The organism is Edaphobacter sp. HDX4, from assembly GCF_036877565.1.
In the GTDB taxonomy this organism is placed as follows: domain Bacteria; phylum Acidobacteriota; class Terriglobia; order Terriglobales; family Acidobacteriaceae; genus Edaphobacter.
The window spans coordinates 19,187-32,025 of sequence record NZ_JAEDXW010000032.1; the positions used below are offsets into that span (position 1 = coordinate 19,187).

Annotated in this window: 13 protein-coding genes; 10 read left to right on the top strand and 3 right to left on the bottom strand. The window is 58.9% G+C overall.

What is annotated here, in order from left to right:
* The first annotated feature begins 193 nt into the window (after positions 1 to 193).
* Together JAO29_RS21215 and JAO29_RS21220 are read left to right on the top strand one after the other, a co-directional pair.
* On the top strand, positions 194 to 1,270 hold the full coding sequence (locus JAO29_RS21215) for a type III polyketide synthase (RefSeq protein WP_334270277.1): 1,077 nt from the start codon (positions 194 to 196) through the stop codon (positions 1,268 to 1,270).
* A 324-nt stretch (positions 1,271 to 1,594) separates the two neighbouring features.
* A complete protein-coding gene (locus JAO29_RS21220) occupies positions 1,595 to 2,215 on the top strand; it encodes a PEP-CTERM sorting domain-containing protein (RefSeq protein ID WP_334270278.1) in 621 nt (206 codons plus the stop codon).
* Positions 2,216 to 2,534: 319 nt separating this feature from the next.
* On the opposite strand, the gene cax is transcribed toward JAO29_RS21220, so the two are convergent.
* Together cax and JAO29_RS21230 are read right to left on the bottom strand one after the other, a co-directional pair.
* A complete protein-coding gene (gene cax / locus JAO29_RS21225) occupies positions 2,535 to 3,632 on the bottom strand; it encodes a calcium/proton exchanger (protein WP_442886458.1) in 1,098 nt (365 codons plus the stop codon).
* Positions 3,633 to 3,788: 156 nt separating this feature from the next.
* Entirely contained in the window at positions 3,789 to 4,571 is a 783-nt protein-coding gene (locus JAO29_RS21230; RefSeq protein ID WP_334270279.1) for an SDR family NAD(P)-dependent oxidoreductase, read from the bottom strand.
* 129 nt (positions 4,572 to 4,700) lie between these two features.
* Here JAO29_RS21230 and JAO29_RS21235 point away from each other — a divergent pair, with 129 nt between their 5' ends.
* Entirely contained in the window at positions 4,701 to 5,108 is a 408-nt protein-coding gene (locus JAO29_RS21235) for a c-type cytochrome (protein ID WP_334270280.1), read from the top strand.
* Positions 5,109 to 5,562: 454 nt separating this feature from the next.
* The gene (locus tag JAO29_RS21240) at positions 5,563 to 5,859 is read left to right on the top strand and encodes a hypothetical protein (protein WP_334270281.1); all 297 of its coding nucleotides are present in this window, start codon (positions 5,563 to 5,565) and stop codon (positions 5,857 to 5,859) included.
* 32 nt (positions 5,860 to 5,891) lie between these two features.
* On the opposite strand, the gene queF is transcribed toward JAO29_RS21240, so the two are convergent.
* On the bottom strand, positions 5,892 to 6,314 hold the full coding sequence (gene queF, locus JAO29_RS21245) for a preQ(1) synthase (RefSeq protein WP_334270282.1): 423 nt from the start codon (positions 6,312 to 6,314) through the stop codon (positions 5,892 to 5,894).
* An 83-nt stretch (positions 6,315 to 6,397) separates the two neighbouring features.
* On the opposite strand from queF, the gene JAO29_RS21250 reads away from it, so the two are divergent.
* The 6 genes from JAO29_RS21250 to coaA all read left to right on the top strand — a co-directional run bounded on the left by JAO29_RS21250 (position 6,398) and on the right by coaA (position 12,620).
* Positions 6,398 to 6,916 (top strand): hypothetical protein, encoded by a 519-nt coding sequence (locus JAO29_RS21250; RefSeq protein WP_334270283.1) that lies wholly within the window; start codon positions 6,398 to 6,400, stop codon positions 6,914 to 6,916.
* Between the two features lie 109 nt (positions 6,917 to 7,025).
* A complete protein-coding gene (locus JAO29_RS21255; protein WP_334270284.1) occupies positions 7,026 to 8,429 on the top strand; it encodes a Fe-S-containing protein in 1,404 nt (467 codons plus the stop codon).
* Positions 8,430 to 8,482: 53 nt separating this feature from the next.
* Positions 8,483 to 9,823 carry an ABC transporter permease gene (locus JAO29_RS21260; protein ID WP_334270285.1) on the top strand — a complete coding sequence of 447 codons (1,341 nt, stop codon included), beginning with the start codon at positions 8,483 to 8,485 and terminating at the stop codon, positions 9,821 to 9,823.
* Positions 9,820 to 10,926 carry an ABC transporter permease gene (locus JAO29_RS21265; RefSeq protein WP_334270286.1) on the top strand — a complete coding sequence of 369 codons (1,107 nt, stop codon included), beginning with the start codon at positions 9,820 to 9,822 and terminating at the stop codon, positions 10,924 to 10,926. The genes JAO29_RS21260 and JAO29_RS21265 overlap by 4 nt, the downstream gene beginning before the upstream one ends.
* Before the next feature lie 26 nt (positions 10,927 to 10,952).
* Positions 10,953 to 11,684 (top strand): ABC transporter ATP-binding protein, encoded by a 732-nt coding sequence (locus JAO29_RS21270; RefSeq protein WP_334270287.1) that lies wholly within the window; start codon positions 10,953 to 10,955, stop codon positions 11,682 to 11,684.
* Between the two features lie 15 nt (positions 11,685 to 11,699).
* Positions 11,700 to 12,620, top strand: coding sequence for a type I pantothenate kinase (gene coaA, locus JAO29_RS21275; RefSeq protein ID WP_334270288.1), 921 nt, complete (start codon positions 11,700 to 11,702; stop codon positions 12,618 to 12,620).
* Positions 12,621 to 12,839 lie beyond the last annotated feature (219 nt).

The following is a 12,839-nucleotide window of genomic DNA, read 5'->3' on the forward strand; positions in this document are numbered from 1 at the left end:
ATTTTACTTGCTTTCAGGCAACCTTTAACTGTTCTATACTTGTGTTGTTGCCCTTCGGCTTCGCTTGTGTGCTGGAAATTTTTTACCTTCCCCCAGCTTCTCAGCACAGGCGTGTTTGCCTTCCTGCCAAAACTTGAAACCAGCTGATTGCCCATCGGCCTTTGCAACCCATTTCCGAAGAGGTTTTGTACCTATGCGCATCGCATCTATCGGCACGGCTTATCCTCCCCATCGCTATCCACAGTCCGTCATCACCGAAGCTCTCAAAGAGCGGCTACAGGACAAACTCGCCACCCCTGACATTGTCGATCGTCTTCACCGCAACTGTGGTGTGGATTATCGCCACATCATGTTCCCGCTGGATACGCTGGGAACGCTGTCGGGCTTTGGACCAACAAATGATCTATGGATAAAGGGCGCGGTAGAACTAGGCCAGCAGGCGATTCAGAAAGCCTTGGACCAGGCGGGCCTGGAGCCGGAGGATATTTCCGCGATCTTCTTCACCTCCGTAACCGGAATCGCTTGCCCGAGCATCGATGCACGTCTCGTAAACCTCATGGGCTTTCCGAAGAACATCAAGCGCACACCGATCTTCGGTCTGGGATGCGTGGCAGGTGCAGCGGGGATCTCGCGGACGGCGGACTATGTACGCGCGTATCCGAAGCAGTATGCAATTTTGCTGTCGGTCGAACTGTGCTCGCTGACCTGGCAGGAAGATGATGCTTCGATGGCGGCGATTGTAGCCTCGGGCCTGTTTGGCGACGGTGCGGCCGCAGTGGTTCTGGCCGGCGAAGAGACGCCGCACGGACAGCGCCCCACCAGTGTTGACGAGCCCTGCCCACGCGTTGTGGCAACGAAGTCGACCTTCTATCCCAATACGGAGCACCTGATGGGTTGGAATATCAACCACAGCGGGTTCAACATCGTGCTTTCGGCAGAGGTTCCGGATCTGGTGACGTCAGAGCTTCGGGCCACGGTAGAGGATTTCCTCGACGAGAACGATATGAGCATGAACCAGATCTGCAGCTACATTATGCATAGCGGCGGACCGAAGGTGCTGCAGGCGATGGAGAAGAGCCTTACCCTTCCCCCTGGAGCGCTGTCGGCCTCGTGGAACAGTCTGCGCCAGCGCGGGAACCTGTCGTCGGCGTCGGTTCTAACGGTCATGCAGGACTTTCTTTATAACCGTCCCGGCAGCCCGGGGTGCTTCAGCATGATGGGGGCGATGGGACCGGCGTTCTGCTCGGAACTGCTTCTGCTTCAGTGGTAGCTGCAAGTTAGAAGGGATAAGGAAGTTCTTTAGAGGGCCTGAGGGGTGATGGCGAATGCTATCTCTCAATTCCTCTAAAGGACTTTTCTTTCCCATAATTTGCCCGAAACAGGGTAAAAAAGTACCTACGTACTCGAAAGTGAGTGCAATAGTTTGCAGACAAAGCTCCTGAGTATTCAGGGGCCTTGTTGTTTTTGGGTGCTAAATGCTTGTAGGTTGAGAGCCGTAGGATTGTGGAAAATTGAGACTTATCTGGCTATCTAAGTGCATATATGGGAAGTGGTCGCTCGATGCCGCACTTTTCTTTTGGAGGAACCTTTTCCTATGCTTAGACCGCTCGCCCTTCTCGCGCTGGCTGCTTCTTTTGTAGCACCCATCGCCGCTAAAGCCGCTCCTATCACTGGTACCCTGTCGTCCTTTGGTACTGACACCTTCACCACCAACACCCTTCAGTTCCTGGGTGGCCAAGTAAATGGTGGTCCAGGAGCCACGACAGGTACGTTTGCTCTGTACCTGACCGATGGCAATACGATCAACTTCCTTACCGGTGTTCTTCCCTATACCCAGGGCCAGAACATGGTTCCGCCTGCAATCTCTCCGGTGCAGCTCTTCACCGTTACCAACGGTGGTGAGACCTTCGCCTTCTACATGACCGACTATAACGCGATGTACGTTTCGAACATCCCGGGATGCACCGTTGGAAACTGCCTTGACATAACCGGCAACGGTTTCTTCACGGCAAATGGCGTAGTTGCTTATGACAACAGCCCCGGTAGCTTCACCTTCACCTCGCAGCTGGTCTCTGGTCAGAGTTCGACGACCTTCTCGGCCTCTGCGTTCGCGACCCCGTCGGCTGTTCCTGAGCCTTCGAGCCTCGCTCTGATGGGCAGCGGCGTTCTCGCGCTGGCCGGTATGGTTCGCCGTCGCATCACGCGCACGGTCTAACTTGTTTTGAAAGAATCCCTCCACTGCTACTTGCACGATAAAGGCGGTAGTGGAGGGGTTCTCTAGATGTAAACGCAGCGACCAATTTACTACGAAGACGGAAGACCAGCACAAAGTGCTGGTCTTCCGTCTTTTCTATTTTGGCCTTCATTTTGGGAGGGAGCTCATGGGAGCCGCCGGTCTTCGGCAGCCATCCCAGGCTTCCCCTTTGAGGGCTTCGCATCCGACTATCGTCGCCCGCTTCGAGAGAGCAAGCAGGTTGGATCCACGATTCCCGGAGTTGCTTGTATACGGATCTTCCACAGCGATCTTGGAACCTTCAGTTCGAGTTTGCGGGAAGCGCGACGGTGCCTTCCGGAAGGAAGTAGAAGACGATGGCGAGAATGAGATAGACCGCCAGAAGCTGTGACCCTTCCAGCCAGTTTGTCTCCCCGTCGGCAGCGACCTGGCCGGTGATCAAGACCGAGAGGAAGATCGCCAGTACTTCGGCGGGAGAGAAGGCAAGGTTCATGGGTATGGGGCCGATGAAATGGCTCAGGATGACGAGGAGCGGCGCCACCAGCAGAGCGATCTGGAGGCTGCTGCCAACTGCGATTCCGAACGAGAGCTCCATTCGGTTCTTCATGGCGGCAAGAACGGCGGTGCTGTGTTCTGCGGCGTTGCCGATGATGGCGACGACGATGACGCCGACGAAGATTTCGGTCATGCCGAAGGCCTTGGCCGCCTGTTGCACCGAGCCGACGAGGATCTCGCTGATCCAGGCGATGAAGGCTGTGGCGACGGCCAGTATCAGGATGGCTTTGCCGAGAGGCCAGGTCTCCTGATCTTCTTCCTTCGCATCGGGCGATTCCCCCTGAAACAGGCGCTTATGGGTGTAGAGAGAGAAGACAAGATGAGCCCCGTAGGCGAGAAGAAGGACGATCGCGATATCGAGACCAAGGGCATCTTCCGGGAGCGTGTCGCGGGGCCCCTGAAGGTGGTGAAACGCCGCGGGAACGATGAGACCGATGGCGGCGAGGGTAAGTAAAACCGCTTGGGCGCTGGCGGCGGTTGCGTTGAAGCGCTGAATTTTGTGACGAAAGCCACCTGCCACTGCCGAGAGACCAAAAACGAGCAGAAGGTTTCCGATGATGGAGCCGGTCAAGGAGGCTTTGACGACGTCATAGAGCCCCTTTTGCAGCGCTGCGATGGCGATGATCAGCTCAGCCGCGTTTCCGAAGGTGGCGTTGAGCAGGCCACCTACGCCCTCGCCCGCATGATGCGCCACCTGCTCGGTGGCGTGGCCGAGGATGCCGGCGAGCGGCACGATGGAGAGGCAGGCTGCAATGAAGATGTAGGTGTGAGCGTCCGGTTTTAAGAACTCAAGTCCGATGGTGACCGGTACGAAGATCAGCAGCCATTTGAGCATATGTTGTATGAGAACATAGACGGCCCTGAAGGCCTGCCCAAACGGTTGCGGGTGAGATTCCGATGTGCGATTCAGGAGAGGTCTGTCACCGTGTGGGACGATTCTGTCGATGAAGGTGTTGTGAGCAGCGGACTCGGATGCCTCTGAGCCGAAGGTGATTCGACGCTATCGGTGGCTTAGCCGAAGGGACTGCCAGGATCCATCGGCGGTCCATCCGCCATCGACGGTGAGGGTATGGCCGTTGATGAAGCCGCTGTGGAGAGGGTCGGCGAGGAAGAGAACGGCGCGGGCGATGTCGTCGGGTGTGGCGAAGCGGCCCATAGGGACGCGATCGATGATGTCTCCGTCGGTATAAGCGGCGCTGGCCTGATCGACGTGGTCCATCTCGGTCTTGACCCAGCCGGGACAGACGGCGTTGACGCGGACTCCGCGCGCTCCCCACTCGGCGGCGAGGGTACGGGTGAGACCGACGAGACCGTGCTTCGATGCGTTGTAGGCTGAGCGGTCGGCGATTCCGGTGAGTCCGGCAATCGAGGCGATGTTGACGATACTTCCCTGCCGCTGCTGGAGCATGAGAGCACCGACGTCGCGCGCGAGCAGGAAGGGGGCGACGAGGTTGACTTCGAGGACACGGCGGAAGGTTGCCATCTCGACGGTCTCGGCGGGAGCGATGCTGCTGATCCCCGCGTTGTTGACGAGGACGTCGATGCGTCCGAAGCGCTGGTGGATGGTGGAGATGGAGCGAGCGATGAACGTCTCGTCGGTTATATTGCCGAGAAACTCTTCGCGGTCGGCTGTGGGAGCGACGTGACTGCAGGACTGGAGGTCGATCAGAGCGATCGAGTAGCCTGCCTGGGCGAAGAGCTCCGAGGTGCGGCGACCGATTCCCTGCGCGGCTCCGGTGATGATGGCGACCCGGGCGGGACCTGCAACGGGAGAGGAATTCATAGAGAGATGATACGAGGGCCACAATGACAAATTGCCTGTGCGAAATCCGCCCCTAACAGACAAGCGACAAAAGACTTCACCTTTGCTCATGAGAAGTATAGGATTTGCGCGCAATGGAGGAGGGCTCGTATGGTGACGCCTTTTTTCTGCTGGACGTTGCTTCTAGCTATATATCTTCTGCAAGAACCGCCACCTTCGCCCACGCCGATGACACCGATCCCCGCTGAGGCGGCGCGTCAGGTAAATCCATTCAAACCGACACCCGAATCCCTGGCTCACGCCAAGAAGATTTACGGATACGACTGTGCTGTCTGCCATGGGGAAAACGGCAATGGCAAAGGGGACGCGGTTGCTGACATGAAGCTGAAGATGAAGGATTACACGGATCCGAATGCGCTTGAAGGTCTGAGCGACGGCGAGTTGTTCTACATCATCCGACATGGCAAGGGCGCGATGCCTGCAGAAGAGGAGGCACGGGCAAAGCCGGAAGATGTATGGAATATGGTTGTGCTCATGCGATCCTTCGCCAAAAAATGAGTGCGGCTGTCTCGCTTGTTTGAGTATCGACGTTGGCGAAGGCTTGACCAGACGGGGAAGAGCAGCGATAAGGACGACAGAGTTCCTCTCTGGACGGCCGTGCTTCATCTGCGACTGATCAAAGACAGGGGAGCACTGTGGGTATTCGGTCGCCGGGTCTGATGGCTCAAACGAAGCAGCCATCCCAGTAGGGCGCATAGTCAGCTTTGAAGTTATTTCTCGCTTCAGCGCTCGAAGCTTTGCTCCTGACGAGTGTCTTCCAAGCACACAACTGTACGTCAGGAGTCACCCTAAGCATCCCTCGGAATACCGATGTGAAGAAGCACGTTGCTCGTTCCGTCCCTCGCTTTATCGCCCAAGACAAAGACAGCAATCAGCCCGCACCAGCGCGATGACCGCGTCTTCACATCGCAAGACTGACCGCGCCGACTGGATGAACGAGTAGGATGAACCGATGCCGCTAAACTACAGCATCCTGCAACAATCGACGGAAGAGTTACGGGAGACGGAAAACTCTCCATCGGTGAGCATGTGGCCTTACCTGGTCGACTCGGCTCAGACACAGTTGATCAACAAGATCAGCATCTACGCTGAAAAAGGCGACACGGCGGAGCGGGCACGAGTGCTGTATATGAACGCACCCGCTCTTGATGTGTGGAAGAAGATGGACAAGGCAACGGAAGCAGTTGGCGAGGTTCATCGACCACCAAAGTCGGCCCTTTTACTCTTTGGCATGCCGTTCAGCGAATAGCGGAGTTTTGCGGGATTCGAGGAAATCCATCGTTATCTCGCAGGCATGTCTTCGGTGCGGGGATAACGGGCTTCGACGATCGTCGAGATGCCTCCGCGCGGGCGGAAGTCGCCTACGATGATGGCCCAAACGGGATTGGTGGCTTTGACGACGTCGTCAAGGACCTGGTTGACGATGTTTTCCTGAAAGATTCCAAGGTTGCGGTAGTTAAACAGGTATTCCTTGAGGGACTTGAGCTCCATGCACTTTTCACGGGGCATGTAGCGAATGGTAAGACGGCCGAAGTCGGGCAGGCCCGTCTTGGGGCAGACGGAGGTGAACTCAGGGTCGTCGATGAGGATCTCGTAGGACTTGAACTGGTTCTTCCACGTCTCGATCTCAGGGAAGCTAGTGTCGAGGCCGGCTGCGGCGTGATCGTCGGTGTAGCCGGTGGTCTTTTTTCTCTTGTTGCTCATGGGGATATTTTACCGGGTTTGCTGCGCACCCAGTGGAGAAGGGGCTACGGGATACGGGCATACTATTGCGACGAGGAGGACGAATGAAGAGGAGCAGGACGTGGATGTGCGCAGGGATGATCTCGGGGGTGCTTGCTTCGTCTTCGTGCTCCCAGATGACAGCCAAAGCGCCGGTGAAGCATGAGGCCAGGGAGTCTGCGCCGGTGTACGAAAACCGGGCCTATGGGTTCCGTTTCGATCTTCCTGAGGACTGGAAGGGCTACCAGGTGGTGTCGGAGCAGTGGGAAGGGACGACGCAGGCTGAGCCGAAGCGGAAGGAGCATGGACCGAAGATCCTCCTCCGCGATCCACGATGGACCACGGCGCAGCCACGCCAGGATATTCCGATCATGGTCTTTACGCTGGCGCAGTGGAACGAAGACCTGGTGGTAAGCGCGGCTCCGATTGGACCGTCGGAGTTGGGGAGGAACTCGCAGTTCGTTTTTGCGCTTCCGCCGCGATACAACTACGCATTCCCGGAGGGCTATGAGGAGGTCGAGAATATCCTCAAGGGCAAGCCGCTGCACACATTCGCACCCGGGAATGCGGAGATCGCCAAATGAAAGTGACCACTCACTGGCCGCAGATCCGGGGCAGCGCAGATATGGCGTGACCCCGATGCTCCGGAAGCCGGACTAGAACTTGCGGAGGGCAAAAAAGCGTCCGCAGCAATTGACGACCAAATTGGTCCTCATTAGACTGAAAGATGAGCCGGAAGCTTTGGAATGGAACCCGGCGATGGCCGGGGTTCGCATCGGAGCAGTTCGCGGTGGACCCTTTGAGGGAGAGAACCACCTTATGTTGCAGGCATTTATCATCACCCTCCGCGAAGGCGTGGAAGCTTCGCTGATCGTCGGGATCGTGTTTGCCTATCTGACGAAGATAGGCCGGTCGGAGCTGAAGCGAACGGTCTTCTGGGCTCTGGGCGCGGCGGTTGCGGCGAGCGTCGTGGGAGCGGTGATTATGGCCCGCACCCAACTGAACAGCGACATCTTCGAGGGATGGGTGATGCTGGCCGCGGCGGTCTTTGTGATCAGCATGATCTGGTTCATGCACAAGGCGGCCCGGACCATGAAGGGCGACATCGAGGAGAAGATTGCCCGCTATACGACGGAGGCAGCGGGGGTCTCGAAGATTGGACTGTTCTTCTTCGTGTTTCTGCTGGTGCTTCGCGAGGGCGTGGAGACGGTTCTGATTTTGTCGGCGGTGACGCTGAACTCCACCGAGCTGCTGAGCTTTATCGGAACGCTGCTGGGGGTCGCGGTTGCGGTGGTGTTTGGGGTGCTCTTTATCCGGGGCAGCGTGAAGATCAACCTGCAGCGCTTCTTCCGCGTGACGACGGTGATTCTGTACTTTGTGGCGTTCCAGCTGGTGGTGAGCGGACTGCATGAGCTGAGCGAGAACGGCGTGCTGCCGTCTAGCCAGGCGGAGATGCGGATGATCGGCCCGATCGTACGCAACGACCTGTTCTTCTTTGTGACGATGCTGGCGCTGGCGGGTTTGATGGTGCTGATGGAGTATCGGCGCAGAGGCCCGGTGGCTCTGCCCGACAATGCCACGGCGGCGGATAAGCGACGCGCGGAGTGGACCCAGCGACGCGAGAAGATGTGGGCGAACGCGGTGGTGGTGACGAGCTTCCTGTTTATCTTTCTTTCGACGGCGGAGTTTATCTACGCGAAGAGCTCGACGGCGCTTTCACCCACGTCAGCGGTGACGCTGGTGGGGAGTCAGGTCACCGTGCCGACGACGCAGATCAACGACGATCAGCTGCATCGCTATGGCGTGAACATGGACGACGGCAAGGGCGGCAACGTTCAGGTCCGCTTCCTGCTGTTCAAGAAGCCGGATGGAAATATCGTCTCGGTGGGCGATGCGTGCAGGATCTGTGGACCGGTGGGCTTCTATATCGGCAGCCAGGGGATTACGTGCAAGATGTGCGCCTCTCCGCTGAACCCGTCGTCGATGGGCCAGCCGGGCGGCTGCAATCCGATTCCTCTGAAGAGCTCGATTGCCGGCGGACAGGTTGTGATTCAGGCGGCTGATCTGAAGACGCTGGTTCCGGTGTTTGAGCGGTAAGAGTTTGAGCGCGAGATTTTCGAGCGCCAGGTTTTGAGCGATAGAGGAGAGGGATGTTTCTTCGGCTTCTGATGGAGAGCTTTCGCCGGCAGCGACGGCGAAAGGCGCTGGCGGGGCTGGCGATCCTGCTGGGAACGACGGCGGTGACGGCGATGTTGGCGCTGGCGACGACGATCGGAGACCGCATCCATAAAGAGCTTGCGACCTATGGCGCCAATATCGTGGTGTATCCGGCGGCAGATCAGCTGGAGGTCAAGATCGGCGGGGTGGATGTAAAGCCCGTCTCCGGCGGAGCCTTCCTGCATGAGAGCGATCTGAAGAAGCTGCGGGGAATCTTCTGGGCCAACAATATTACGGGCGTGAGTCCGGAGCTTCCTGTACAGGTGCTGGGAAAGACGGGCACGGGCGCCGATGTGGATGCGGCGGGGACTGGGCTGTGGTTCGACCATGCGCTGAGCAATGGGACATCAGCCTCGGGAGAATCGGCCCTGAAGACCGGTGCAGTGACGATGCATCCCTGGTGGAAGATTGCAGGAGTATGGCCTCGCGAGGACCATACGACAGCGGAGAACGCGGAGGTCGTGGTGGGCTCGGCGCTGGCAGAGCGGTTGAAGGTTGGAGCGGGAGACGTGATCCAGGTAGCAGGGCAGCCGGGGAATACATCGCGGGCGATGACGCTGCACGTGGTGGGCGTGGCTTCAACAGGGGACAGTCTGGATAACGGCCTGCTGCTGCCGTTGAACGCGGCGCAGCGGATTGCGGGAACCCCTGATGCAGTGCGGAGGATCGAGGTCAGCGCGCGCACCAAGCCGGAGGACGCGTTTGCGCGGAAGGATCCGGATTCGCTTTCGCCGAAGCTGAAGGAGATCTGGTACTGCAGACCGTATGCGAACTCGATTGCGTACCAGATTCGTGAGGCGATTCCGGGCGCCCGGGCGGAGCAGATTCGCCAGGTGGAGCAGAGCGAGGGCACGGTGCTGAAGCGCATCAGCGGCCTGATGTGGCTGATCAGCGGAGCCGCGCTGCTGGCTGCCGCCTTCGCGGTGAGTGCGGCGATGGCGACGACGATCCTCGAGCGGCAGGCGGAGATTGGCTTGATGCGATCGCTGGGCGCAAGCAAGACGACGGTCGCGATGCTGTTCTATGCCGAGGCCGGATTGCTGGCGATCTTTGCCGGAGGCCTCGGATACCTCGCGGGATCGGGGTTGGCGGCGTGGCTGGGAGCGCGCATCTTTGAGGGCGATGGAGGAGTGGCGCTGCACTCCCTGCTAATTCCTGTTCTCTTCCCTGTCGTGGTGGCGCTGGCGCTGGTGGTGGCGATAGCGGGAAGCACACCGGCGATACGCCGGGCGCTGACCACGGATCCTTCGGCGATCCTGAGAGCGAACGTATGAGCCGATTGAGCATGGGGGCGATGCTGCGCCGCTCGCTGGTGCACCGAAGAGCGCGCAGTCTTTCGGCGCTGGTTGCGCTGACAGTTTCGGCAGCGGTAGCGACGGCGTTGCTGACGCTGTATGCGGATCTCGACTCGAAGCTGCACCACGAGTTTCGGAGCTTCGGCGCGAATGTCGTGGTGACCGCCGCGGATACGAGCAAGGGTCTGCCGGCGGATGCGATGGATCGTGTCCACGCTGCGGCAGGAGCGGATGCGCAGGCAGCGGAGTTTGGCTATGCAGTGGCCACGACCGATCGCGGAACTCCAGTGGTGGTGGCAGGAACGGATTTTGCGGCGGTGCGCGGGCTGAATTCGTGGTGGAAGGTGGATGCATGGCCTTCAGCAGCGGATGCGACTACGGCGCTGCTGGGCCAACGCGCGGCGCAGTTTGTCGGCAACGAACGCAATGTCGAACTGACGTTTGCAGGGCACCCGATGACGCTGCATGGCGTGGGCAGGCTGCATACGGGCGGAGACGAAGATAGCCGCATTTACATTCCAATGACTGCGTTTATGACCTGGACCGGAGCAAAGCCGAGCATTGTAGAGGTGCAGGTTCCTGGAGGATCGGCGCAGGTCGAGGCGGCGATTGCGCGGTTGCAGCAGACGATGCCGGGGGCGAAGGTTGAGCCGGTGCGCCAGCTTGTCGAGGGCGAGAAGAAGATCGTCGATAAGACGCATGCGCTGATGTATGGCGCCGTGCTGCTGATTGCGCTGACGGTAGCGGTAAGTGTGCTGGCGACGCTGTCAGCCAGCGTACTGGAGCGGAGACGAGACTTTGCACTGATGAAGGCACTGGGAGGATCGCAGTCGACGCTGATGGCGATGTTCCTGCTGGAGGCTCTGGTGCTGGCGCTGGGAGGCGTGGTCGGGGGATATGTGATCGGTTCCGCCGCCGCGTGGACGATCAGTCAGCTGGACTTCCACACGGCGACGCTTCCGCGACTGGGAGTGGTACCGCTGGTGCTGCTGGTGAACCTGTCGATCGCGGCGTTTGCGGCCCTGTTTCCCGTGCGGGTCTTGCGTCGTCTGGAACCGGCGGCATTGCTGAAGGGCGAGTAGCAGAAGTGATAGAAAAGAGTTCTGTAATGGACAATCCGATCGATCTTGAGACACGGCCTGACTGCGCGGTGATTGCGCTGCACAAGGTAACACGCGAATATACCGGGCATGCGGGGACGGTTCGGGCACTGGACCATGCCTCGTTTTCGATCGTGGCGGGAGAGTGGGTCGCGATTACAGGTCCTTCGGGTTCCGGCAAGAGCACGCTAGTGAACCTGATTGGATGCCTGGATCGACCGACAGACGGCGAGCTCCGGATTGACGGAGCGAACGTGGCGACGATGTCGGCGACGGAGCTGGATAGTTTTCGCGCGGACAAGATCGGTTTCATCTTTCAGCAGTTTCACCTGATTCCTTATCTTTCAGCGCTGGAGAATGTAATGCTGGCGCAGTACTTCCACTCGATGACGGATGAGAAAGAGGCGCGGGCTGCGCTGGAGCGGGTTGGACTGGGACATAGAGCGGAACATCTCCCGAGCGAGATGTCGGGCGGCGAGCAGCAGAGGGCGTGCATTGCGCGAGCTCTGATCAACAATCCGCCGATTCTTCTGGCGGATGAGCCCACCGGCAATCTTGATGCGGCGAACCAGAAGATTGTGGCAGAGCTTCTGCAGGATCTGCACGCTCACGGCCATACAATTGTGATGGTTACGCACGACCCGGAGATGGCGTCTCTGGCTCAGCGCAGGATTGCGCTGAGCCACGGTAAGGTATTCTGTCATCCGGTAGGGGGACCTGTAGTCTCCCTGAAGAAGTAAGCCTAGTTCTCAGTCATGACCCTTTCGAGCCCGTTCCAACGTTTCAATCGGCAAGAGTGGAGCGCGCTCAGCGCCGGCCAGAGCCTGCCCCTGACCGACGAGGATATCCGGTCTCTTCGAGGTCTGTGCGACCGGCTCTCATTGAATGAAGTTGCCAAGATGTACCTTCCGCTGTCCCGGCTGCTGAAGCTGCGATTTGAGGCGGGACGAGAGCTGTTTCTCGCGCAGAATGCGTTTCTGGGACGGGAGAACGAGCGCTGTCCGTTCGTGATTGCGGTGAGCGGAAGCGTAGCGGTGGGCAAGAGCACGTTCGCACGTACGCTGCAGGCCATGCTGACACGGTGGCCGGGACAACCGAATGTATCGCTGATTACGACCGACGGCTTTCTGTACCCGAATGCAGTGCTCGAAGAGCGAAACCTGATGCGGCGGAAGGGGTTTCCAGAGAGCTACGACCTGCCGCGGCTGCTTGGGTTTCTGCATGCGGTGAAGTCGGGAGAAGAGGAGATCGCGGCTCCGGTGTATTCGCACCTGAGCTATGACGTCCTCCCTGGCCAGGTGCAGATGGTGCGGCATCCGGACATCCTGATCTTCGAGGGATTGAACGTGCTGCAGGCTCCGCATGGAGCTTCAGTGATCGCGTCGGACTTCTTCGACTTTTCGATCTTCCTGCACGCCGACAGCGACGACCTGGAGACGTGGTACGTAGAGCGCTTCCTGGCGCTGCAACGTACGGCATTTCAAAATCCTTCGTCGTACTTCTACCGCTATCGCACACTGGAGCAAAGTGAAGCGGTGGAGACGGCGCAGAAGATCTGGCAGGAGATTAACCTGCCGAATCTGATGGAAAATATTCAACCGACCCGGCAGCGGGCGGACCTGATTCTGCACAAGCGATGCGATCACGAGATTGAGTCGGTGTGGCTGCGGCGTTGAGTCGTACGTGGATTCCCGCAGATCCTTCGACTTCGCTCAGGATGACACTCGTTCCGGTGTTGTTCAGGCTTCTAAGAGTTGCGTTGGGATCGGTCGCCTCGGGGGCTGAATTCCCCATTCGACGGGATATATTGCGGCACGCTGAAGCTGTGCCATTACGCTCCGATGCTGCGGAAGCGCTGGAAGGGCGCTGATCTTGACATCCGATCTCGCCGCTGG